This is a genomic window from Bradyrhizobium sp. Ses1 (assembly GCF_059512365.1).
Genome location: NZ_JCAMOQ010000013.1, coordinates 12,415 through 33,415 on the forward strand (window position 1 = coordinate 12,415; position 21,001 = coordinate 33,415).

Genomic DNA, 21,001 nt, shown 5'->3' on the forward strand with positions numbered 1-21,001 from the left:
CGCGTCGGATTCTCCGACGGTGGAAGCGAATTCGTTTGGTCATGCACTGGCGATGCGATTGCGTCCTCGTGCCTTGGCCGCGTAAAGCGCGCTGTCGGCGCGCGCGAGAAATGTGTCCGGGCCCTCGTTGGGCCGCAGCGTTGCAATGCCGGCGGAAATCGTCACCTGCATGCCCGGCGAGAACGCGCTCCAGTCGAGCTCGGCGATGATGACCCGCAGCCGCTCCAGCGCGCGCGAGGCGCCATCTTCGTTCAACTCGGGCAGTATCAGCAGGAACTCTTCGCCGCCGTAGCGGCCGAAGCGGTCGATGCTGCGGATGTTGGCGAACATGGAGATCGCGAAGGTTCTCAGCACTTCGTCGCCGGTCGGATGGCCATAGACGTCGTTGACGCGCTTGAACCAGTCGAGATCGATCAGTGCGACAGAGCAGGGTGCGCCAGTGCGCTCGGAGCGGACGATCTCCTCGTCCAGCGTCCGCATGATGCTGCGCCGGTTGAATGCGCCGGTCAGCTCGTCAAGCTCGGCGAGCTCCTCGATGCGCTTGTAGGCTTCTTTCAGCTTCTGCCCGTTCTGGTACAGCGATTGCTGCATCGAGCTGGAGAGGATGCCCAAGAACATGCAGCGCCCGATGGTGAGCGCAAAGACCAGCACGGTGGCGAGCCGCTCCAGGATGCTGCCGTGCGGCATCGAGATCGGCTTGTCGGTCAGAAGGAACAGTGCGGCGAGGCCGAGCACCGTCACGGTCCAGATCAGGGCGGTCTGTCGCGCCGAGGTCCTGAGCGCGCCGAAGCCGAACACCACGAACAGGTTGCACAGGAACAGCACGCCGACTTGCGGCGCGATGTAGGTGAATGCGAGCTGGTTCGCCATGTGGAGGGCCGACTGCGGCGCGACCAGATAGTGATCCTTGAAGCGGTCGTGGAAGCCGAGTTCGGAAAGCAGCACGTAGACGGCGCACAAGCCCAAGCCGCAAAGCGCGTAGGCCATGCCCAACACCATCGGGATCGTGCCGGCGCTCGCATAGACCAGGAGCACGAGGGCGTCGAAAACATAGCAGACGCCGACCATCGCCTGGATCTGACGCCGACGTCTGGCGCGGCGCAACAGCTTCGTGGCAGCCAGCCGTGAGCCGCGGCCATTCAATCCGCCCGCAACCGGGTTCAGAAATGAGGACGCTGCGATGCCCATGCGCTCGCCATCGAGAGGAAAACTCGCAAAATCTACGGGGAAAAGCCTTTAGGTTTGGTATCTTTCGACCCCGAATCCGGTCCCTAGAGTCCCGCCATCTCCCTTGTTTTCGCAGGTGAAAATCGGGGGAACCTTGACTAGGCAATCGCGGCGGACGAGTGCCGGGCTCGACGGGCGGGAATTGGCGGGAGGACTGCCTTATGTGCCGACTCTTGCTAAGGTCGCGAGCAGTCGACATGGTCTTGGGAGGCTTTTCCCTACTATGATACCTATCTGGGGGGCGAGGGAGTGCGGAATTCACACGGAATTCGGGGTTTGTGGGATAGTTCACACATGCGTTCCGCACATTGCGGTAATGTGAAGAATTCTGCTCTCTCCATCGAACCAGCCCCCACCCGCTCTCGACCAATCTTGCGAGACGGCCATTGAGCGCGACACAGGCGACTTCAGACGAGGTTCTGATCGCCCGGATCGCTCAAGGCGACCGGCTCGCCATGCAGGTGCTGTACGGGCGGCACCACGTCAGAGTGTACCGTTTCGGACTCCGGCTTGTGCGGGACGAACAGGTCGCGGAAGACCTCATCAGCGAGGTGTTTCTCGATGTCTGGCGCCAGGCCGGCAAATTCGAAGGACGATCTGCCGTCTCAACCTGGCTGTTGGCGATCACCCGGTTCAAGGCCCTGTCTGCGCTGCGGCGCAGGAAGGACGCTGAACTGGATGAAGACGCCGCGAACGCGATCGAGGATGCGTCCGACGATCCGGAAGTGGCGGTGCAGAAGAAGGATACGGGTGAAGCGTTGCGCAAGTGTCTAGCGGCACTTTCGCTGGAGCACCGGGAGATTGTCGATCTGGTCTACTACCACGAGAAGTCCGTGGAGGAAGTCGCCGAGATCGTTGGTATTCCGGAGAACACCGTGAAGACGCGTCTGTTCTATGCGCGGAAGAAATTGGCCGAACTGCTCAAGGCAGCCGGCATAGAGCGAGGTTGGCCATGATGGCGGCGAGAAGGAAGATGCTGGAAGAGCCCAGCGACGTCGAATTGCTGCTGCCTTGGCATGCCACGGGCACGTTGAACGCGCGCGATGCGCGACGTGTCGAGGAGGCGCTGGCCAGCGATGCGGAACTCGCCGGGCAATATGCCGTGATCCGCGAGGAATTTGCCGAGACCATCCGCCTCAACGAGAGTTTGGGCGCGCCGTCGATGCGCGCCATGCAGAAACTGTTCGCCGAGATCGACCAGGAGCCGGTGCGCACACGGCCGACTTCGGTGAGCCTTTCCAGGCGAATCTCGCAGTTCTTTGCAAGCCTGTCGCCGCGGACGCTGGCGTGGTCGGCGGGCGTTGGTGCGGTCGTGCTGCTGCTGCAGGCCGGCGTGATTGGCGCGGTGCTGATGATGAAGAGCCAGGGCAGTTCGTTCCAGACGGCGTCGCTCACGCTGGAGCAGCGGGCGGCTGCGCTCGAGTCCGCCGCTCCGATCACCCGCAACCTCGGTGTGACGAGCCCGCCGCGCGCGCTAGTTCGTTTCGCGCCGGACGCCCGCATTTCCGACATCACGGCGCTGCTCGACAACTACCAAGCCTCGATCATTGGCGGGGCCCGCGACGGCATGTTCCGGATCCAGTTCGGCAACAGCGCGATGAGCAAGACCGACGTCGCCGCGCTGCTCGGCAGGCTGCAGAAGGAAAAGATCGTCAGCCTCGCGGTGGAGACGCCGTAAGGCGCAAGCGGTCATAGATTTTCCCACGACGCGCTAGCGCGAGATGCCATGACCCGTGAACGCTCGAAATGGCGGATCGAGATGGCGTTGGTGCTGATATCGGCGCTGTTCATCGGTTCCACAGGTCCGGCCGCGGCGCAGAGCATCATGCGCACGCCGGAAATCCGCGTCGCCCCACGGGTGCCGAGCGTCAGCACGAATGTCGGGCCGCGGGTCAATGCCAATATCGGCGGGGCGGCGGTTGCGCGGACCCCCTCGCGGATCAGCGTCACCACCATGCCCCGCATTGGTGTGCAGTCGACGCTGCCCTCTGCGCGCTATTCGCCCAACCTCCACCGCGCCTGCGACGCTGCCTATCGCGGTAGCGACGGCGAGTGCCTCGACCGTCCCGTCGTCTCCACTGCGGATGGCGGCAGTGGCGGCAAGGCGGCCGGCAGGAAGGCCAAGGGCGGATCGCGCAACAACGCGCCGCGAACCGCGGTTGATTTCCGCGCGGTGCCCAACGAACTCGTGGCCGAAATCGATGGTGCGCTGACCGACGCGCAGATCGAGGAGCTGGCGCGGCGTCATGGCCTGGCGCGGGCGGAGATACGGAACGTCCCGCTGCTCGGCTCCACCATCGGCCTGTTCCGCATCACCGATCGCCGCTCAGTGGATGTGGTGCGCCGGGCGATGGCCGCCGACGGCCGCGTTCGCTCGGTGCAACCCAACTTCCGCTACCTGCTGCAGGACCAGAACACGGCAGCGACCGAGGGCGATCCGGCGCAATACGCGCTGGGGCAGCTTCGCCTGCCGCAGGCGCACACGCTAGTTCGCGGCATGAACGTGACCATTGCCGTGATCGATTCCGGCATCGATGCCAGCCATCCGGAACTGGCGAATACGGTTGCCGACACATTCGATGCGATCGGCAGCAATGAAGGGCCGCATGCGCACGGTACCGGCATCGCGGGGGTGATCGCCGCCCATGCTAGGCTGATGGGGAGCGCGCCGGAGGTGCGCATTCTCGCGATCCGCGCGTTCGGCGCGACCGCGAACGGGGCGCAGAGCTCGTCCTACGTGATCCTGAAGGGACTGGATTATGCGGTGCTGCATGGCGCGCAGATCATCAATATGAGCTTTGCCGGCCCCAAGGATCCACTGATCGAGCGGGCGGTCGCCGCGAGTGCTGCGCGCGGCATCGTGCTGGTCGCCGCCGCCGGCAATGCCGGGGCGAAATCGGCGCCGCTCTATCCCGCCGCGAACCCGAACGTGATCGCGGTCAGCGGCACCGATGCGCAGGAGAAACTGTTCTCCGCCTCGAACCGGGGCAACTACATCGCACTCGCTGCGCCCGGCGCCGATATCTTCCTGCCGGCGCCGGACGGCAAATACCAGATCACTTCGGGCACGTCGTTTTCCGCCGCCTTCGTCAGCGGCATTGCGGCACTGGTGCTGGAGCGCAATCCTGCGCTGAAACCGAACGAGGTGCGCTCGATCCTGACCGCCACGGCGCGCGATCTCGGCGCCCCCGGACGTGACGATCTGTTTGGGGCAGGGCAGGCCGATGCGTTCGCGGCGGTGTCCGCCGTCGCGCCAGTTCCGCTCGCCTCTGGCAAGCACGCGCCGGCTGCGCCCGCGCAGGATAACACTTCTGTGAGCCGGGCGATGGAACAGTCGGCACCGGCCATGGCAGCGGACAAATCGGCCGAAAATGACGTGAAAAGCCCGGCCGCGCAGTGAGTTTTCCCCGCCTTCTGGCCGCAGGCCGTCGCCGCGGAAGGTTAAAAAAATCGAACCGGGATTTTGAACGTCGGGCAGGGTGTCGCGACCAATAAAGTGTGGGAGCGATCCATTCCTCCCCATTAGCTATATCAGGCGCGAGCGCCCATCCACCCCAAGCGCCCATATGGCTTGACCCGTCCGGTTGTCCCCCCGGACGGGTCTTCATTTTTGTGGACAGCGTGGACAACGCTTTCTGGTTGCGCCGTCAGTCATGCTGGCGTCGCGTCGACCGTCTAAGAGCCGCAAACCCAATAATCCGGTATTCCTGCGGACTTCTCTGCGTGCCCCGAGTCGTTTACGAAAAGGTGTTAGACTTTCTTTACCTTTTCCACAGAATATCCCAATCATGTTTTGATTCGGTTCGGTTGCGTCTTGCGTCCGTTTCTCTCCTTACGGGCTGTCTTAATGACAAATCGAACTGACGCGGCCAGAGGCCGCGAGATCGTGGCGCGCTGGTGCGCGCTGGCGGAAGCACGGCTGGAACACCTCACCGAACTGTTCGAATCCGGGCGCTGGCGCCGCTATCACAGCGAGGTGTCCTTCCTCGAGAACGTCCAGGAAGCCAAGCAGGCGGTCGAGACCTGGCGCGAGCTGTTGCGGCGCGAGGCCTCGCTGGACAATTCGCCGATCGACATCTCCTGGCTCGGCCGTGGCCACGTGACGCCGCTGCCGACCCCGGTGCGGTTGCAGCAGCGACCGGTCGAACGGCCGGCGCCGGTGACGCCGCCGGAGCCGCCGATCGAGATTGTCGCGCTCATGCAGGCTGTGGAAGAGGAAGCGCCGGCGCCGGAAGAGGCGCCGCTGCCGCTGCTCGACCTCGCCGCGATTCAGGCGCGCTATCCGCTGCTGCGCAACACGCTCTAAAAGTTATCTTTATCTCCGCACCGCGTTGCCGCCGAGCACGAGCTGCGCATATTGCTGCGCCCCGGCAACCGATAGATCGGTCGTGATCACCCGCGCATGGTCGAGCCCGACCACGGCGCCGCGCGGCGTTTCCGAGATCATGTTGTTGTGGACCAGCGCGATCCCGGCGCCCGGTACCACCGAGACGCCGATACCGACGAAGGCCTTGCGGATCACGTTGCCGGTAATGGCGACATCGCGCAGATATTTGCCCCAGCCGGCAACGATGCCGAAGGAGGGCGCGTTCTCGATCACATTGCCGGTAACCGCTGTATCCGCCTCGACATAGATGCCGATGCCGGCATCATCGTCCGGCGCGGTCCCGATCGGTCGCTTCGGGATCAGGTTGCGGATGATGTTGCCCTGGACCGCCGCGATGCGGCCGCCCTCGTTGAAATTGCACACGGAGACGCCAACGGCCGCGCCGTCGACCGTGTTGTTGGCGATGACGGCACCCTCGAAGGAGAACTCCGAGTAGAGCGCGACCTCGCGGACATCGCTGACGCTGTTGTCTGATATATGGATGTTCGACGCCGAATTGCCGCGCACGGCGGAATAATCGCAGTTCCTGATGCGATTGCCGCGCACGATCACATTGCCGGCCCGGAAGGCGTTGATGGCGTTGCCGTACTGGCCGGAGCCGCCGGGGCCAGCCTTGATGTCCTCGATGCGGTTGTCTGCAACGATGGTGCCATCGTCGCCGATGGCGGTACGCAGGATCTCGATGCCGTTGTCGTTGGTGCCCGAGATCGTGTTACGCGAGACCATCAGGCCCAGCGCGTCGAACGACACGATAGCGGTGGTCGCAATGTCGGTGAAGATGTTGCCGCTGACGTCGCCCGACACCTGCTCGAACCAGATGCCGTTGCCGCCGCTGCCTTTGATCTCGCATCCGGTGATGCGGACATCGCGCGCCGTGACGCAATGCACGAGGCCGCGCCGCGTCGGCAGCGGCACATTGCCGCCGTCCAGCGTGAGGCCGGAGAGGCCGATGCCGTCGGCGCCTTCACCAAGAAACATCGACAGCCCGCCGTTGAAGACGAGTTTGGTCGCGCCGCGCACGCCAATGAGCTGCGAGCCGCGCTGCAGGCGGAGCAGGCCGGTGCGATAGACTCCGGGCGGCAGCGCCAGCGGTGCTTGCGCGCGTGCGGCCTCATCGATCGCGCGCTGCAGGACTTTGGTCTGGTCGTCGGGACTGCCGGGGCGGACGCCATACTGGGTAGCGTCGCGGCCGAGCGCGGAGGTGAGCGGCGCCGCGCGCGCAGCGTCCGCCGACAGCGCCAGCGCGCCGGCGGCGCCCGCTGCGGAAGCTCCGATGAGATGGCGGCGATTGACGTTCATGATGCGTGGCCCCACGACGCCGCAAATCGTAGCGCAGATCGGCAGTCGCGCGTGGCGGACGCGAGGGCGCGCGCGGGTGATTGTTGGGGGTAGGGTTAATCGCGGGTGGAGATATGCGCTGGGCGCCGCGCCAGCTTCACCATTTCCGTCAGCAGCGCCTCGCCGGCATCGACGAGATCTTCCAGCGTGATGCGCTCGGTTCCCTTGCGCAGCGATGTGCCGTGGCGCGGGATCAGCGGCACATGCACGAATGCGGCGAGCCGCAGGCCGTCGGTCTTCTCCACGGCTTCGATCGCACGCCAGCTTAAGTAGTTGCAGAGATAGCTGCCGGCGTCGCGAGAGGCGCGCGCGTCGATGCCGGTCGCGAGCGCGGCGCGCAGCAGTCTTGCGGTATGCGGTCCGAACATTGTCGCGTCGGCGCCGCCAACGATCGAGCTCTTGCGCGCACGGCGGCGGCCGGCATCGGCGACCAGCGTGGTGACGGCATTGCGGACGCGGGTCTCGATCCGTAAGTGCGCGGTGCGGCTGGCAAGCCCGAACATCAGAAGCGCCCGCGGACGGACGCGCGCGATCAGTTCGGGCAATTCGCGATCGACGGTGTCGTAGGCGACGTGGAAGATGTGGCTCGTCAGCCTGACATCATCGAAGGCGGGACGGCGAAGCTGCGTCAGCCGCTTCACCAGCGGCATGGTCGGATTGAACGGCGCCCCGGGAAACGGACCGAAGCCGGTGATAAGTACGGAGAGCTTTTCGCTCATCGCAACAGTTCCGCGATCTGCTCGGCCGCCACGGCCGGCGAGATGCGGCCGTCAGCAACCTCGGCCTCCGTCTTCTTCACCTTGGCGCGGATCGCGGGGTCGGAGCGCAGGCGCGCCATGATCCGCTGCTCCAGCATTGACCACATCCATTTCACCTGCTGCTCGCGCCGTCGCGCCGCGAACTCGCTGGAGGCGTTCATCGCGGTGCGATGCTCGACGATCTTCTGCCAGAGCTTGTCGATGCCCGCGCCGGTCAAGGCCGAATAGGTTTCGACCGGCGGGTGCCAGTGTTGCGAACGCGGTGCCAAGATATGCAGCGCGCTGCGATAATCGGCTGCCGCGACATTGGCGCGCTTGAGATTGTCGCCGTCGGCCTTGTTGATCGCGATCATGTCGGCGAGCTCGACCAGGCCCTTCTTGATGCCCTGCAGCTCGTCGCCGGCGCCGGGCAGCATCAGCGCGAGGAAGAAATCGGTCATGTCGGAGACCGCCGTCTCGGACTGGCCAATGCCGACGGTTTCTACCAGCACCACGTCAAAGCCGGCCGCCTCGCAGAGCAACATCGCCTCGCGCGTTTTCGCCGCGACGCCGCCGAGCGTGCCGGAGGAAGGCGAGGGGCGGATATAGGCCTGCTCGGACGCCGAGAGCCGCGCCATCCGCGTCTTGTCGCCAAGGATCGAACCGCCGGTGCGCGCTGAGGACGGATCAACCGCCAGCACCGCGACCTTGTGCCCGTGCTCGATCAGGTACATGCCGAGCGCATCGATCGTGGTCGACTTGCCGACCCCGGGCGAGCCGGTGATGCCGACACGGAAAGCCTTGCCGGTGTCCGCGAGCAGCGCCTGCACCAGATCGCGCGCCGCCGCCTGGTGGTCGGCGCGACGGCTTTCGATCAGCGTGATCGCACGCGCCAGCGCCGCGCGGTTGCCGGCGCGCAGTTCATGAGCGAGGGCGTTGATGTCGAGCGCTTTGGTGCCGCTCATTGCTGATCGTCTTCATCCGCTTTGGGTCGCGATCCGCTAAAAACCTTTGCACCGTCCGGCGACAGATATGGCTTCAGCGTCTCCCACGGCACGAACGCGACGTATTGGCCCTCGGCGTAGGGGCCGACGGCATAGGGCGGATAGTGGAAGGTCAGGCCGGAGCTCTTGCCCGTCTCGGTCGAAGGCGCCAGCGTCACCGCGCCGATCTTGAGCAGCGTCGGCTTCAGTTCTTTGTACCACTCGGCGGTCGCGGTCTCATCGGCGCCGCGCTTCTTCTTCTCGGCGTTCAACGAGGCGATGACTGCCTCCAGCATCGCCTTCATGGTCGGTCCGTCGTCGGCGGTCTCCGTGAAGAACGGGCGGATGCTGATGCGCTTCTTGTCGGTGGAATCCCACAGGATCGTGTTGACGTCTGAATTCGGATGCGCGCCGCGAGTATTGATGTAGTCGTTGCGGACAATGCTCACGTAACGGCCACCGACAACCGAGCGGATGTTGTACTTGCGCTCGAAGGTCCAGCCGCCACGGTCGAACAGTTGCGGATCCAGCTTCCGCGTGGATGCCGCCTCCGCAGCGCTCTTGTCGACCCACTTCCTGCCTTCGGCAAGGCAGTCCGCCGCCAGCGCGGGATCGGCCTTGATCTTGTCGTCGAGATAGACGGTGGCTTCGATGCTCCTGTTCTTGACCAAAGCGTCGGGTTTGGGATCGGCGGCGAGAGCCGGCTGGATGCATATAACGCTCAATGCCAGCGCAATGCTCAATTTGTTCAGCAAGTTCAAGGCTTCGCTTCCTTGGCAATTTGTTCTGCGAAGTTCTTGAGAGGTTCGAGATCGTCCTCGACCATGCTCCAAGGCAAGTCCGCGTCGGTTCGGTGATAGGCATGCCGTAACCAGTTTCCAAGATCGGCTAAAGCCCTCCAATTGATGCGAGGCTCTTGCGCCTTCAGATCTATTGGAATGAACCGGGACGCCTCGCTGATGATTTCAAGCAATCGTTCCACAGCCAGCCGTATCGCCAGATCGTTGGCAAAGCTTTCGCGTGTATGCCCAGCGACGATACGTCGAATGTCATCGATCGCTATGAGGATATGATCGATTCGGTCGGCTGACGTCGGCCGCACGTCAAAACACTTCGACGATGTCGTCTGCAATGCGCTGCGCGAAGCGGGGGTCGAGCGACCGCCGCGTGGTAGCCTGCGCCTGTAGCCCGGTCGCATCCTCAATGATGTGCTCGACACCAATAATTGAGAAGTGAAAACGAAGCGTCCGGCTCGATCTCGACAAGCACGTCGATGTCGCTGTCAGGATGATTGTCGCCGCGTACGCGCGAGCCAAAAATGGCGAGCTTCGACACGCCCGTTGCCTTGATGGCATCGGCGTTGTTTCGTATCGCAGCAATAACCTCGTCACGCGTCATGGCACAACCTGTTGCGCAGTTCAGCCAGTCTATCAGCTACTCCGCCGCCTCGCTATGGCCGAGCCGGGCGTTGAGTTTGTGGATCAGCTCCTCGGCGGCGTCGGAGATCACAGTGCCGGGCGGGAAGATCGCTTCCGCACCCGCCTGGTACAGCGCCTCGTAATCTTGTGGCGGCACCACGCCGCCGATGATGATCATGATGTCTTCGCGGCCGTATTTCTTCAGCGCGGCCTTCAGCTCCGGCACCGCCGTCAGATGCGCGGCGGCGAGCGAGGAGACGCCGAGGATGTGCACGTCGTTTTCCACCGCCTGCCGTGCCGCTTCGTCAGCGGTGGCAAACAGCGGCCCGATATCGACGTCGAAGCCGATATCGGCAAAGGCCGATGCGATCACCTTCTGGCCGCGGTCGTGGCCGTCTTGGCCGATCTTCGCCACCAGGATGCGGGGACGGCGGCCCTCGGCCTCCTCGAAGGCATCGATCAGCGCCTGCACCTTTTCGACCCGGTTGGACATGGCGGCTGCCTCCCGCTTGTAGACGCCGGTGATGGACTTGATCTCGGCGCGATGGCGGCCGAACACTTTTTCCATGGCGTCCGAAATCTCGCCGACGGTCGCTTTCGCGCGCGCGGCGTCGATGGCGAGCGCCAGCAGATTGCCGTTGCCTTCGGAGGCCAAACGGCTCAGCGCCGCCAGTGCCTGCTCGACGTCCTGCTGATTGCGCTCCTGCCGCAGCCGCTTCAGCTTGTCGATCTGCAGCCGCCGCACGTTGGTGTTGTCGACCTTCAAGACGTCGATCGGCGCCTCGTTCTCCGGCTTGTACTTGTTGACGCCGATCACTGCCTGCTTACCCGCGTCGATCCGCGCCTGCGTCTTGGCCGAAGCCTCCTCGATCCGCAGCTTCGGCACGCCGGCTTCGATCGCCTTGGCCATGCCGCCGAGCTCTTCGACTTCCTGGATATGGCCCCAGGCTTTTCCGGCGAGATCGCGGGTCAGCCGCTCGACATAGAAGGAGCCGCCCCAGGGATCGATGATCCGGTTGGTGCCGCTTTCCTGCTGCAGGAAGAGCTGGGTGTTGCGCGCAATGCGGGCGGAGAAGTCGGTCGGCAGCGCCAGCGCTTCATCGAGCGCATTGGTGTGCAGCGACTGGGTGTGTCCCTGCGTCGCCGCCATCGCCTCGATGGTCGTGCGCATCACGTTGTTGAAGACATCCTGCGCGGTCAGCGACCAGCCCGAGGTCTGGCAGTGCGTACGCAGCGAGAGCGAGCGCGGGTCCTTCGGGTTGAACGGCTTGAGCAGCTTGGCCCACAGCAGGCGCGCGGCGCGCATCTTGGCGACTTCCATGAAGAAGTTCATGCCGATCGCCCAGAAGAAAGACAGCCGCGGCGCGAAGCGGTCGACATCGAGGCCGGCGGCAAGTCCGGCGCGCAGATATTCGACGCCGTCGGCGAGCGTATAGGCGAGTTCGAGGTCCTGCGTAGCGCCGGCCTCCTGCATGTGATAGCCGGAGATCGAGATCGAGTTGAACTTCGGCATCCGCTGCGAGGTGAAAGCGAAGATGTCGGATATGATCCGCATCGAGGGCGACGGCGGATAGATGTAGGTGTTGCGCACCATGAACTCTTTCAGAATGTCGTTCTGAATGGTGCCCGACAGTTTCTCCGGCGGCACGCCCTGTTCCTCGGCGGCCACCACGAACAGCGCGAGGATCGGCAGCACCGCGCCGTTCATGGTCATCGACACGCTCATCTGGTCGAGCGGAATGCCTGCGAACAGCGTGCGCATGTCGTAGATCGAGTCGATCGCAACGCCGGCCATGCCGACGTCGCCGGAGACGCGCGGATGATCGGAGTCGTAGCCGCGGTGGGTGGCGAGATCGAACGCGACCGAAAGGCCCTTTTGTCCGGCGGCGAGGTTGCGGCGATAGAACGCGTTGGAGTCCTCGGCCGTGGAGAAGCCGGCATATTGCCTGATGGTCCAGGGCTGGTTGACATACATGGTCGGGTAGGGGCCGCGCAGATACGGTGCGACGCCCGGCCAGGTCTCGAGGAAGTCGATGCCGGCGAGATCGGCTTCGCCATAGCTCGCCTTGACCGGGATGCCTTCGGGCGTCAGCCAGGCCTCGATCGCGTCGGTGGGAGGCGCGCTGGCGGTTGGCTTGAAAGCGATATCAGCGAAATTGGGAATGCGCGTCATTCCTTTGTTCCCTCAAACCTGCGATTCCGTTCGATCAATCGCTGTACATTCTCTTTGTAGACGGGATCATCCCGATAATCTTTCGCGAGACCGTCCACTCCCTTTCTTACCAGGGAAGCGATCCATGCGAAGGGATTTGATAGCCAATCTGCCCATTCTAGAATTCGCTTCATCGCGGCATCTCGCTCAGCAACAGGCCGCCCTCAATCATGGTCCGGATGCTGGTGGCTGACGATCGTCGCCATCTTCTCCGGCCCGTAATTCTGTTGCGTGGTCTGGCTCGGCAGGTTCGCGATGCCGACCACCCAGCCGAGGCGGGATTCGGTGCCGTATTGCCGGGTCGGCACCACCATGTCGGGCCGGTCGAAGGCGCCGGTCATGATCTCGATCCGGGGACCGTCGATGAGGTGGAAGCTCAAGGGGGTGCCGCAGGCGGGGCAGAAGTCGCGCTCGGCAATTGAAGAGGAACGGAACGACGCCGGCTTACCACGGGTCCAGGTGAAATCGGTCCGCTCGATATCGGCGAAGGAGGCAAACGGCGCGCCGGAGGCCTTCTGGCACATCCGGCAATGGCAGATGCTGATCCGCGTAGGTGCCGCCGTCACCGCAAAACGGATGGCGCCGCATTGGCAGCCGCCGGTCAGAACGGGTTTTTGGCTCGACGTCATGCTCACTCCATCCGCCGATAGGCTTCCTGCAGCGTCGCCAGCGCGTCGCAGCCGGCGAAGACAAAATCGGTCACGCCGGTCGCGCGCAGCGCGGCTTCCAGCTCCCCCGGCCGTCCAGCCAGATAGATATGCCTTGCGCCGGCGGCTTGAAGGGCCTTGGCAGCCGCAGCGGCCTGTTCCGCGTAGACCTTATCCGAGGAACACAGACAGGCGATTGCGGTCCCCGACGCCTTGAAGGCGGCCGCGAGCGCCGCGGGATCGGAAAATCCCTGGCTCTCGAGCGCCTCGATGCCGCCGGTCTCGAAAAAGCTCTTCGCAAAGGTAGCGCGCGCGGTGAAGTCGGCGGGCGTGCCGAGATTGGCGAGGAAGATTTTTGGACGGGCCCCGCTCGACTTCAACTTTGCGTCGGATTTGTCGCGCAGTGCCTCGAAGGGGTCAGCGAGCCGCATCGGTGACAGCGCGACGAACTTGAACTTGGCCTCACCATAAGCTGGTAGCACAACCGGCTTTGCTTCCAGCACCGTTGCATCGGCTTCGTGCAGGTTCGGAAACTCGCTGGCGCCGGTCAGCACGTCGCGACGCTTGGCGATGTTGGCCTCGCGCGCCGCGCGCGTCGCGGCGACCTTGCGCTGGATCAGGTTCTGCTGAAGCGCGGCAAAGATGCCGCCGGCGCTTTCGATCTCCTGGAACAACAACCAGGTCGCTTCGCAAAGCTCCTTCGTCAGCGTCTCGATGCCGCCGGAGCCCGCTGCCGGATCGGATACTTTCGAAAGATTGGACTCTTCCAGGAGAATGAGCTGGGTGTTGCGCGCAACGCGCCGGGCGAAGTCGTCGGGCAGGCCCAGCGCCAACGTGTGCGGCAGCACGGTGACGGCGTTGGCGCCGCCAAGCCCCGCGGCGAACGTGGCCATGGTGGCGCGCAGCATGTTCACATAGGCATCGCGCTTCGTGAGCATCCGCCAGGCGCTGTCGGCGGCGATGAACAATGGCCGTGGCGTCAGTCCGCAGGCTTGCTCGATCCGAGCCCACAGGAGCCGCAGCGCGCGGAATTTCGCCAGCGTCAGGAATTGGTCGGCATCGGCACTGAGCCGCGCATAGATCATGCTTTGGGCATCTTCGAGCGCAACACCGGCCTGTTCGACGGCGCGCAGATAGGCGACCCCGCTTGCCAGCACGAAGGCGAGTTCCTGCACCTCCGATCCGCCGGCATCATGGATCACGCGCCCGTCGGCGGCGGCGAAAGGCCCCTTGAAGCCGAGCGCCATCAGGCCTTTGACGGCGCCGGTCACCGCCGGGACGATCTCGCTCCAGTCATAGGGGCTGAAGCCCCAGACCGCGCAGGCCGCCAGCGGATCGAGCCCGAAACGGATGTCGCAGTTCGCGGGATCAAATCCCCTGCGCTTCACATATTCCGCGACATGGATTGCGGCCATCCGCGATTGCGGGCCGATCTGAAGATCAAGGGCGATGCCGGCGTCGAGGTAGATGCCGTCAAGCACCTTGTCGACGGCTTCCGCTGTCGGCTCGAGTCCGAAGCCATGGGCGCCGCTGCCGCCGGCGAAGACCAGCGCGAGGCCGGTGGCGCCATTCTCGAGATCATGCAGCGCCTGCGCATTGGCGCGGCGCGGGTCCGGATCATCGATCCGCTGCATGATCTGCCAGGGCGCAGCCTGGCCGCGGCCGGCGATCGGGCTGGCATTGGTGGCGCGGCGATAGATCGGCTCGATTTTGATCCCGTCATAGGTCTTGCCGACCAGTTTCTCGAACGGCGCGCCCTTCAGGACGCCGTCCACCAGCTTGCGCCAGTCCTCGTAAGTCGCCGGCGCGAAATCGGCCGCCAGTCGCAGATCGTCAGTCGTGGTCGTCATCCGCCCTATCGTTCCTCAAGTCGTCCTCGCCGTTTGGCCGGAAATTGCCACGCCGAAGCCGCCAAGCCAAACGCTGTTTTCAGTACCGCAATCCCGTAGCCCGGGTGAAGCGCAGACGCCCACCCGGGTTGCGTGTTCCACCCTACCGGGACTACGGCTCCGGGAGCCGTACAATACCGTCGGTCGAAACCGCCGCCAGCGCATCTTTGATCGTCCGTCCCGCAATGACACGGTCGCGCGCGATCTCCGCCAGCGGCACCAGCACGAAGGCGCGCTCGAACAGACGAGGGTGCGGCAGCGTCAACTCCGGCCGGTCGATCCTGACATCGTCATAGGCGATCAGGTCGAGATCGAGCGTGCGCGGGCCGAAGCGGCGTTCGGGAGAGCGGTCGCGGCCGAACTTGGCCTCGACCTTCTGCAGACAGAATAATAGCGCGTGGGGATCGAGGCTGGTTTCAATCTCGATGCAGGCATTGACGAAGTCTGGCTGTTGCTCGTCGCCCCAGGGGCGCGTGGCATAATCCGCCGAGCGGGCCACCAGCGCGGCCTGCGTCATGCCGCAGATTTGGGGAATAGCCTTGTTGAACGTCGTGCGGACGTCGCCGAGATTGCCGCCCAATGCGATCAGCGCGCTAGCCATGCGCGGCTGATTGCCGCGTGCGCGTCAGCACCACGCCGACATCCTCGAAGATCGCGGCGATCGGCGCGTGCGGCTTGTGCACGGTGACCTTGACTGCGCTGATGCGAGGGAAGGTCGACAGCACCGCCTCCGCCACCGCGCCCGCGGCCCGCTCCAGGAGCTTGTAATTGGTATCCTTGAATGCCTCGGTTGCGGTCGCCACCACGTTTGAATAGGACACGGTGTCAGCAAGCTTGTCGGTGCGCGAGGATTCGGAGAGATCCACGGAGAGTTCGAGATCGATGACGAAGCGCTGCCCGACTTCGCTCTCGTGTTCCATTACGCCGTGACGGGCATGGATGAAGATGCCGGTGATGAAGATCGTATCGGTCATTGCTGCCCCCTGATCGCTGCCGCCACCCGTAATGCCTGCACCGTTTCCGCAACGTCGTGGGCGCGGATGATCTGCGCGCCGCCTTGCGCGGCGATGAGATGCGCCGCGATCGAGCCGCCGATGCGCCGGTCGGGCTCTGACGGCGTCACGGTGCTGATGAAGCGCTTGCGCGAGGCGCCGACGAGAAGCGGCAGGCCGAACGCGGAAAGCTCTGCAAGCCGCGCCAGCACCATCATGCTCTGCTGCGGCGTCTTGCCGAAGCCGATGCCGGGATCGAGCACGATCTGGTCCGTCGAAATGCCAGTCTTGGCGGCGATGTCGAGCGAACGGGCGAAGAAGGCCGAAACATCCTTCATGATGTCGATCGAGGGATCGGCGTTGTCGCGGTTATGCATGATGATGACGGGCAGATGCCGCGCCGCGACCAGGGGCGCCATGCCGGCATCGCGCTGCAGGCCCCAGACATCGTTGGCGATGAGCGCGCCGTGATCGAGCGCCCAGGCCACGACGTCCGATTTCATGCTGTCGATCGATACGGGCACGCCGAGCGCGACGACATCCGCCAGGACGGGTTTAAGCCGCCGCAACTCGTCTTCGGCCGAGACCGGCTGGGAACCATAGGGGCGGGTGGATTCGGCGCCGATGTCGATGATATCAGCGCCATCGGCGACCATCTTGCGCGCCTGCGCCAGCGCCTGTTCGGGCGCGGCAAACCGGCCGCCGTCGGAAAAGGAATCCGGAGTGATGTTGAGCACGCCCATCACGGCCGGGTAGGGCCGGGATAGCAGCGCCGGCAGCACCGAAGTCCCGCCGGAATGGGCGTCCCTTTGCATCGCAGCAATCATGCCGGTCGATTTGCGCGTCCCGCACCGGCGAGTCAAGCCGGGAATAGCGAACAGGTTTAGTAAGTGATCTTGGGCGGCAATTTGCGTGCGCGCTCGATCAAGAGCTCGACGGATTTCTCCGAGGGCAGCACGCGGACGAGCTTACGCTTGGTGTTCACGTCCTTCATGTTCTGCGCAAGGCGCGCCGGATTGCGCAGTGCGAGTTCGCGAACGGTGGTGACGCCGGCGGCGCGGACCAACCCGACCTTTGCCTTGCCCATCCCGGGAATGCGCATGTAGTCGGAGACGTTGGCCCATTCGAGCAATTGTTGTTCGCTGATGCCGGTCTTGGCCGCGAGCGTCTTGCGTCCCTTGACGGTGCGGGCGGCTTCAAGCAGCGCGTCCGTGGTGCGAATGCCCTGAGCCTTCAATTTCGAGGCGCAATAGGCGCTCAGACCGTCGATCTCGGAAAGTGGGTATGTCATGATGTCTGGTATTGAATGACTCAACCTGAGGGTGCGTTCAAGCAAATTGGCTGAGTCCTGGTGTCCCCGCGATGATCTCGCCCATCTGATCCGCTCCGAGTTTGTCGCGCCCGAACCGGAAAAGTTCACGCGCAATCTGCTGAACCTCATTCATGCTGAGGCCGAGCGCCATCAGCCTGGTGCCGACAGCCATCAATCCACCGCCCATCAATCGCACGAGACCTGCACTGCTGTCCGCGGCCGCGATCGCCGCTTCCGCGCCCGGAATCTGGTCGATCAGCGCTTCAACCTGGCTGGATGGCCCCTCCCGACGGAGGAAACCCAGAACGATGCCGACGGTCTTTTCGGCGACAGCGCTATCGATGCCGGCCTCGGCGGCCAGCCGTCCAACCAGTTCGTCCATCTTGCCCCGCCCTCAGCCGGCTTGCCGCCGGACCTTGCTTGGGAATTGATCTTGAGCGCCTGTGCCATGAATTACAAGCGACGAGCGCAGATGATCCCACTTTTCGTCCTCATCACAGGCGAAGTGTTGCAGTAATGCAAGAGTACATATGCTAATCGCGCTGTTCTATCGCGTTGCGTCATCGGTTTTTGAACGGCTCGCAAGCGAAAGAGAAGATGAGAATGTCGCGTCCGGGTGGCAAAAAAGCGCTGGCGGCGCTTGACAGTTTTAATCGACGGGCAAGATGCAATATGATGGTTGCGTTCGGGGAAGGTACCTTCCCGATACGCGCGAAGAGGCGATGCGATGGCGATTTCCGACAACAAGATTGCCGATACGGACGAAAAGATTTTTATCGGTAAGGGCGAACAAGCGGCGTGGTTGACGCTGGCGCTCGCCAATCGCCACGGACTTGTTACCGGTGCAACGGGAACTGGCAAGACCGTCACACTGCAGGTGATGGCGGAAGGATTTGCGCGCGCCGGCGTTCCGGTCTTTGCCGCCGATATCAAGGGAGATCTGTCCGGGATCGCTGAAGTCGGCGAGGCCAAGGACTTCGTTGTCAAGCGCGCCAGCGAGATGGGGCTGAAATTCCAGCCGGACCAGTTCTCGACGGTGTTCTGGGATGTGTTCGGCGAGCAGGGGCATCCGGTGCGAGCGACCGTCACCGAGATGGGACCGCTGTTGCTGTCACGAATGCTCGATCTGAACGACGTCCAGGAAGGCGTTCTCAACGTCGCGTTCCGCGTCGCCGACGAGAACGGGCTTGCACTGATCGACATGAAGGATCTGCGCGCGCTTCTGGATGCGATTGTGCCGTCTGGCGGCAAGAAATCCGCCGATGATGAGGACGATCCGCTGGAGCCGCTCCGCAAAGCGGCGCAGAGCTTCGGCAATGTCAGCAAGGCGACCGTCGGGACCATCCAGCGTCAGCTCCTGGTGCTGGAAAATCAGGGCGGCGCGAAATTCTTCGGCGAGCCGGCGTTGACGCTGAAGGATTTCATGAAGACCGACAGCGATGGCCGCGGCATCGTCAATATCCTCGCTGCCGACAAGTTGATGCAGAGCCCGCGGCTCTATGCAACCTTCCTGTTGTGGATGCTTTCAGAATTGTTCGAAGAACTGCCGGAGGCCGGCGACCTGCCGAAGCCGAAGCTGGTGTTCTTCTTCGACGAGGCGCATCTCTTGTTCAACGATGCGCCGAAAGCGCTGCTGGACAAGATCGAGCAGGTGGTGCGGCTGATCCGCTCGAAAGGCGTCGGCGTCTACTTTGTCACCCAGAATCCGATCGACGTGCCGGACAAGGTGCTCGCGCAATTGGGCAACCGCGTGCAGCACGCCTTGCGCGCCTTCACGCCGCGCGACCAGAAGGCGGTCGCCGCCGCCGCGCAGACGTTCCGGCCCAATCCGAAGCTCGATACCGCCCGCGTGATCATGGAACTCGGCAAGGGCGAGGCGCTGGTGTCCTTCCTCGAAGGAAGCGGTACGCCGTCGATAGTCGAGCGCGTGATGATCCGGCCGCCGTCAGCGCGGATCGGGCCGGTTACGCCGGAGGAGCGCAAGAAGATCATCGACGCAAGCCCATTCAAGGGCAAATACGATACCGCGATCGATTCCGAATCCGCTTACGAGATACTCCAGAAGCGGATCGAGGGCGCGGCGGCGCCGGCGGACGGTTCGGAAGCCGGTGGAGGCGGTGGCATTCTCGGGCAGATCGGCGATATTGCCGCCACGATCTTTGGCACCAATGTCAGGCGCGGCAGGCTGTCGACCGGCCAGGTCATCGCGCGCAACGTCACCCGTTCGGTCACCAACAAGGTGATCGGCGGCATCGTGGCCGACGTCGGCAAATCGGTCGGCGGTCAGGTCGGCGGCTCGATCGGACGTGCACTGGTGCGCGGCGCACTCGGCGGGCTGTTGCGGCGGTAGGGTCTGGCTGCGACACCAGATTGTGACGAGGGACGGATTGCTTTGTCGCTCCGCTCCTCGCAATGACGAACGGGGACTGCTCTCCGCTCCAACCACCGTGATTGCAATCGAAGCGAAGCAATCCCTGCGTTATCACGAAATGAAAAGGATCAACGGCTTGCTGATGTCTGGAACGAGCTTGTGCTGAGATATCCGTCACTTCGGGCACCGCTCGACATCCTGTTCTTCCTCGGCTGCATCGCGCTGACCGCCGATGTGCTCGTTCCCGAGATTTTCGGACACGGCAAGACCAAGGATTATCCGTTGTGGTACTGGGCCGGGCAGCAGGTGCTGCAGGGCAAGGATCTCTATCCCGCCGATCCCCATACCTATTTTGATTTCATCTACCCGCCGCTGCCGGCGGTGCTGCTCGCAGCGCCCAGCTATTTCGGCAAGGTTGCGCTCTATCTCGCGCTCTCCCTGCTCAACATCGTCGCCTGGTGGATGACGGCGCAGTTGTCGCACGCGATGGCGGGCTCGGGCCGCAAGCCGGGCTGGCTGTTGGAGGCGTTGCCCGGCCTCGTTACGCTCACATTTGTCTTCGATATGTTCGATCTCGGCCAGCCGAACCTGATCCTGCTGGCGATGATGCTGTATGGATTCTGGCTGTTGCGGCAGAAGCGGCCGTGGCTCGCGGGAAGCATGTTTGCGCTGGCGACTGCCATCAAGGTGTTCCCGGTAGCGGTATTGCCCTATCTGATCTGGCGCAGGCACTGGACGGCGGTTGCGAGTACGCTGGTGTTTCTTATCGTGTTCCTGTTCCTGCTGCCGGCGCCGTTCCGCGGCTTCCAGCACAACGTCACGGAATTGAAGACCTGGTATCAGGGCATGGTCGGCTCGAGCTCGGAAAAAGGCTTTGGTCAGCGCGACGAGCAGAACTGGTCCTGGGTCAACCAGTCGATCATCGCGATGACGCATCGGCTGACGCGTCCGGTGAACTACAACCAGGACGATCCATTCAAGGCGAAGCCAGCGCGGTACATGAACATCGTCGATCTCGACTTCAAGACCGCGAACCTGATCGTGCTTGCGGTCTCGCTCGCGCTTGGTGTCGGCTATATCGCGGTAATGCCGCCCGCATCGCGCCGGACCGAGAAATCCGATGCGGAGGAGATCGGCATCCTGTTCTGCCTGATGACGGTGGCCTCGCCGCTGGCGCGGCAATACTACTTCCTGTGGCTGTTCTTCCCGATGACGGTCCTGATGCATCGCGCCGCCTATGATCCGCGGCCGGCGGTCAGGACCGGGACATGGGTCCTGCTCGGCGTTGCAGGCTGCCTGCTTTTGTTGTCGCTGCCGCTGTTTCCGATCGATGTGCAGGCCTATGGTAACAATCTCGTGGCAACCATCGTGCTCGCGGGGGGATTGGTCTGGCACATGCGGCATTCGCCTGCGGCCGATGCCGCCGACGCTTTGCCTGCGGCGGCGGGCGCGCTAAAACCCGGTGACAACAGCGCCCACAGCTAGGAA

The 21,001-nt window shown here is 63.7% G+C and carries 21 protein-coding genes; 6 read left to right on the forward strand and 15 right to left on the reverse strand.

The annotated features are described in order from the left end of the window. Positions 1-39: 39 nt before the first annotated feature. On the reverse strand, positions 40-1,188 hold the full coding sequence (locus AC5ZG5_RS17185) for a GGDEF domain-containing protein (RefSeq protein ID WP_456642992.1): 1,149 nt from the start codon (positions 1,186-1,188) through the stop codon (positions 40-42). A 425-nt stretch (positions 1,189-1,613) separates the two neighbouring features. On the opposite strand from AC5ZG5_RS17185, the gene AC5ZG5_RS17190 reads away from it, so the two are divergent. From AC5ZG5_RS17190 to AC5ZG5_RS17205, 4 genes are all read left to right on the forward strand, one after another. Continuing rightward, positions 1,614-2,183, forward strand: a complete 570-nt coding sequence (locus tag AC5ZG5_RS17190) for a sigma-70 family RNA polymerase sigma factor (protein WP_456642991.1) — start codon at positions 1,614-1,616, stop codon at positions 2,181-2,183. Further along, a complete protein-coding gene (locus AC5ZG5_RS17195; protein WP_130229377.1) occupies positions 2,180-2,905 on the forward strand; it encodes a hypothetical protein in 726 nt (241 codons plus the stop codon). The genes AC5ZG5_RS17190 and AC5ZG5_RS17195 overlap by 4 nt, the downstream gene beginning before the upstream one ends. Before the next feature lie 81 nt (positions 2,906-2,986). Beyond that, positions 2,987-4,627, forward strand: a complete 1,641-nt coding sequence (locus AC5ZG5_RS17200; protein WP_456643052.1) for a S8 family serine peptidase — start codon at positions 2,987-2,989, stop codon at positions 4,625-4,627. Positions 4,628-5,074: 447 nt separating this feature from the next. Next, positions 5,075-5,533: a TIGR03809 family protein gene (locus tag AC5ZG5_RS17205; protein ID WP_456642990.1), complete on the forward strand. Its 459-nt coding sequence runs from the start codon at positions 5,075-5,077 to the stop codon at positions 5,531-5,533. A gap of 9 nt (positions 5,534-5,542) precedes the next feature. On the opposite strand, the gene AC5ZG5_RS17210 is transcribed toward AC5ZG5_RS17205, so the two are convergent. From AC5ZG5_RS17210 to AC5ZG5_RS17275, 14 genes are all read right to left on the reverse strand, one after another. Next, a complete protein-coding gene (locus tag AC5ZG5_RS17210; protein ID WP_456642989.1) occupies positions 5,543-6,913 on the reverse strand; it encodes a TIGR03808 family TAT-translocated repetitive protein in 1,371 nt (456 codons plus the stop codon). A gap of 95 nt (positions 6,914-7,008) precedes the next feature. After that, complete coding sequence (locus AC5ZG5_RS17215) at positions 7,009-7,671, reverse strand: pyroglutamyl-peptidase I (protein WP_456642988.1); 663 nt, start codon at positions 7,669-7,671, stop codon at positions 7,009-7,011. After that, positions 7,668-8,654 (reverse strand): methylmalonyl Co-A mutase-associated GTPase MeaB, encoded by a 987-nt coding sequence (gene meaB, locus AC5ZG5_RS17220; protein ID WP_456642987.1) that lies wholly within the window; start codon positions 8,652-8,654, stop codon positions 7,668-7,670. The genes AC5ZG5_RS17215 and meaB overlap by 4 nt, the downstream gene beginning before the upstream one ends. Beyond that, positions 8,651-9,433, reverse strand: a complete 783-nt coding sequence (locus AC5ZG5_RS17225; RefSeq protein WP_456642986.1) for an RsiV family protein — start codon at positions 9,431-9,433, stop codon at positions 8,651-8,653. Before AC5ZG5_RS17225 ends, meaB begins: the two co-directional genes overlap by 4 nt. Next, complete coding sequence (locus AC5ZG5_RS17230; protein WP_456642985.1) at positions 9,430-9,774, reverse strand: HepT-like ribonuclease domain-containing protein; 345 nt, start codon at positions 9,772-9,774, stop codon at positions 9,430-9,432. The genes AC5ZG5_RS17225 and AC5ZG5_RS17230 overlap by 4 nt, the downstream gene beginning before the upstream one ends. 98 nt (positions 9,775-9,872) lie before the next feature. Beyond that, complete coding sequence (locus tag AC5ZG5_RS17235; RefSeq protein ID WP_456642984.1) at positions 9,873-10,070, reverse strand: nucleotidyltransferase family protein; 198 nt, start codon at positions 10,068-10,070, stop codon at positions 9,873-9,875. 36 nt (positions 10,071-10,106) lie between these two features. Beyond that, the gene (gene scpA, locus AC5ZG5_RS17240) at positions 10,107-12,263 is read right to left on the reverse strand and encodes a methylmalonyl-CoA mutase (protein WP_456642983.1); all 2,157 of its coding nucleotides are present in this window, start codon (positions 12,261-12,263) and stop codon (positions 10,107-10,109) included. A 203-nt stretch (positions 12,264-12,466) separates the two neighbouring features. Next, positions 12,467-12,931, reverse strand: a complete 465-nt coding sequence (locus AC5ZG5_RS17245) for a GFA family protein (RefSeq protein ID WP_456642982.1) — start codon at positions 12,929-12,931, stop codon at positions 12,467-12,469. A gap of 2 nt (positions 12,932-12,933) precedes the next feature. Next, entirely contained in the window at positions 12,934-14,799 is a 1,866-nt protein-coding gene (locus AC5ZG5_RS17250) for a methylmalonyl-CoA mutase family protein (protein ID WP_456642981.1), read from the reverse strand. A 151-nt stretch (positions 14,800-14,950) separates the two neighbouring features. Next, the gene (folK, locus tag AC5ZG5_RS17255) at positions 14,951-15,439 is read right to left on the reverse strand and encodes a 2-amino-4-hydroxy-6-hydroxymethyldihydropteridine diphosphokinase (protein WP_456642980.1); all 489 of its coding nucleotides are present in this window, start codon (positions 15,437-15,439) and stop codon (positions 14,951-14,953) included. Beyond that, complete coding sequence (gene folB / locus AC5ZG5_RS17260; protein ID WP_130227235.1) at positions 15,432-15,812, reverse strand: dihydroneopterin aldolase; 381 nt, start codon at positions 15,810-15,812, stop codon at positions 15,432-15,434. The genes folK and folB overlap by 8 nt, the downstream gene beginning before the upstream one ends. Continuing rightward, positions 15,809-16,645, reverse strand: a complete 837-nt coding sequence (folP, locus tag AC5ZG5_RS17265; protein ID WP_456642979.1) for a dihydropteroate synthase — start codon at positions 16,643-16,645, stop codon at positions 15,809-15,811. The genes folB and folP overlap by 4 nt, the downstream gene beginning before the upstream one ends. A gap of 68 nt (positions 16,646-16,713) precedes the next feature. Continuing rightward, positions 16,714-17,121 carry a DUF4332 domain-containing protein gene (locus AC5ZG5_RS17270; RefSeq protein ID WP_130227233.1) on the reverse strand — a complete coding sequence of 136 codons (408 nt, stop codon included), beginning with the start codon at positions 17,119-17,121 and terminating at the stop codon, positions 16,714-16,716. Between the two features lie 37 nt (positions 17,122-17,158). Beyond that, on the reverse strand, positions 17,159-17,524 hold the full coding sequence (locus AC5ZG5_RS17275; protein ID WP_456642978.1) for a DUF2267 domain-containing protein: 366 nt from the start codon (positions 17,522-17,524) through the stop codon (positions 17,159-17,161). Positions 17,525-17,869: 345 nt separating this feature from the next. Here AC5ZG5_RS17275 and AC5ZG5_RS17280 point away from each other — a divergent pair, with 345 nt between their 5' ends. Both AC5ZG5_RS17280 and AC5ZG5_RS17285 read left to right on the forward strand, forming a co-directional pair. Further along, the gene (locus AC5ZG5_RS17280; protein ID WP_456642977.1) at positions 17,870-19,492 is read left to right on the forward strand and encodes a helicase HerA-like domain-containing protein; all 1,623 of its coding nucleotides are present in this window, start codon (positions 17,870-17,872) and stop codon (positions 19,490-19,492) included. Between the two features lie 180 nt (positions 19,493-19,672). Then, positions 19,673-20,998: a glycosyltransferase family 87 protein gene (locus AC5ZG5_RS17285; protein ID WP_456642976.1), complete on the forward strand. Its 1,326-nt coding sequence runs from the start codon at positions 19,673-19,675 to the stop codon at positions 20,996-20,998. The last annotated feature ends 3 nt before the right edge of the window (positions 20,999-21,001 follow it).

Bases quoted from the DNA above. Each gene is read 5' to 3' on its own strand.
- scpA (WP_456642983.1), bottom strand. From the start codon at position 12,263: ATGACGCGCATTCCCAATTTCGCTGATATCGCTTTCAAGCCAACCGCC.
- AC5ZG5_RS17280 (WP_456642977.1), top strand. From the start codon at position 17,870: ATGGCGATTTCCGACAACAAGATTGCCGATACGGACGAAAAGATTTTT.
- AC5ZG5_RS17275 (WP_456642978.1), bottom strand. From the start codon at position 17,524: ATGGACGAACTGGTTGGACGGCTGGCCGCCGAGGCCGGCATCGATAGC.
- AC5ZG5_RS17245 (WP_456642982.1), bottom strand. From the start codon at position 12,931: ATGACGTCGAGCCAAAAACCCGTTCTGACCGGCGGCTGCCAATGCGGC.
- AC5ZG5_RS17210 (WP_456642989.1), bottom strand. From the start codon at position 6,913: ATGAACGTCAATCGCCGCCATCTCATCGGAGCTTCCGCAGCGGGCGCC.
- AC5ZG5_RS17185 (WP_456642992.1), bottom strand. From the start codon at position 1,188: ATGGGCATCGCAGCGTCCTCATTTCTGAACCCGGTTGCGGGCGGATTG.
- AC5ZG5_RS17205 (WP_456642990.1), top strand. From the start codon at position 5,075: ATGACAAATCGAACTGACGCGGCCAGAGGCCGCGAGATCGTGGCGCGC.
- AC5ZG5_RS17200 (WP_456643052.1), top strand. From the start codon at position 2,987: ATGGCGTTGGTGCTGATATCGGCGCTGTTCATCGGTTCCACAGGTCCG.
- meaB (WP_456642987.1), bottom strand. From the start codon at position 8,654: ATGAGCGGCACCAAAGCGCTCGACATCAACGCCCTCGCTCATGAACTG.
- folP (WP_456642979.1), bottom strand. From the start codon at position 16,645: ATGCAAAGGGACGCCCATTCCGGCGGGACTTCGGTGCTGCCGGCGCTG.
- folK (WP_456642980.1), bottom strand. From the start codon at position 15,439: ATGGCTAGCGCGCTGATCGCATTGGGCGGCAATCTCGGCGACGTCCGC.
- AC5ZG5_RS17195 (WP_130229377.1), top strand. From the start codon at position 2,180: ATGATGGCGGCGAGAAGGAAGATGCTGGAAGAGCCCAGCGACGTCGAA.
- AC5ZG5_RS17250 (WP_456642981.1), bottom strand. From the start codon at position 14,799: ATGACGACCACGACTGACGATCTGCGACTGGCGGCCGATTTCGCGCCG.
- AC5ZG5_RS17235 (WP_456642984.1), bottom strand. From the start codon at position 10,070: ATGACGCGTGACGAGGTTATTGCTGCGATACGAAACAACGCCGATGCC.
- folB (WP_130227235.1), bottom strand. From the start codon at position 15,812: ATGACCGATACGATCTTCATCACCGGCATCTTCATCCATGCCCGTCAC.
- AC5ZG5_RS17270 (WP_130227233.1), bottom strand. From the start codon at position 17,121: ATGACATACCCACTTTCCGAGATCGACGGTCTGAGCGCCTATTGCGCC.
- AC5ZG5_RS17215 (WP_456642988.1), bottom strand. From the start codon at position 7,671: ATGAGCGAAAAGCTCTCCGTACTTATCACCGGCTTCGGTCCGTTTCCC.